The sequence below is a fragment of the Candidatus Pelagibacter communis genome (genome assembly GCF_001180205.1).
In the GTDB taxonomy this organism is placed as follows: domain Bacteria; phylum Pseudomonadota; class Alphaproteobacteria; order Pelagibacterales; family Pelagibacteraceae; genus Pelagibacter; species Pelagibacter ubique_O.
On record NZ_CVSU01000035.1, the window covers coordinates 1 to 555 of the forward strand.

The window sequence follows — 555 nt, forward strand, 5'->3', positions numbered from 1 at the left end:
CTTTCCATTAGTACCAACAATTGTAATTGCTTTGATTTTATCTTGAGGGTTGCCTAATTTTTTGCAGAGACTTTGAATACGATCTAGACTTAAATCTATTTCTTTAGGATGCAGCTCTTGTAAGCGACTGACTATCTTCTGAAGTTTCATTTTGTTCAGCACTTATATCAGAGTTTTTCTTTAACAATATTGATAATAAAGTTCCAATTTTAGAGGCGAGATCTTTGCGTTCAACTATTAAATCAACAAAACCAGTTTTTTCAACATATTCACTTTTTTGGAAACCTTCAGGTAATTCTTCTTTATCTCAAATGACAAGAACAACTCTTGCAATTAATGAATTAAAGAAAAATCATCTTCCATATTTAGTGTGTATCACTGATCCAACGGCAGGAGGTATTACTGCATCATACGCTATGTTAGGTGATATTCACATTGCAGAACCAGGAGCTTTAATTGCATTTGCGGGTGCAAGAGTAATTCAAGGAACTGTTAAAGAAGAATTACCTGAAGGTTTCCAAAAAAGTGAATATGTTGAAAAAACTGGTTTTGTTG

At 33.0% G+C, this 555-nt stretch carries 1 pseudogene; it reads left to right on the forward strand.

Going from position 1 to position 555, the window contains the following annotated elements:
• Positions 1–290: 290 nt before the first annotated feature.
• Positions 291–555 (forward strand): annotated as a pseudogene (locus tag AMO08_RS01680) (acetyl-CoA carboxylase carboxyl transferase subunit beta); the annotation flags it as partial.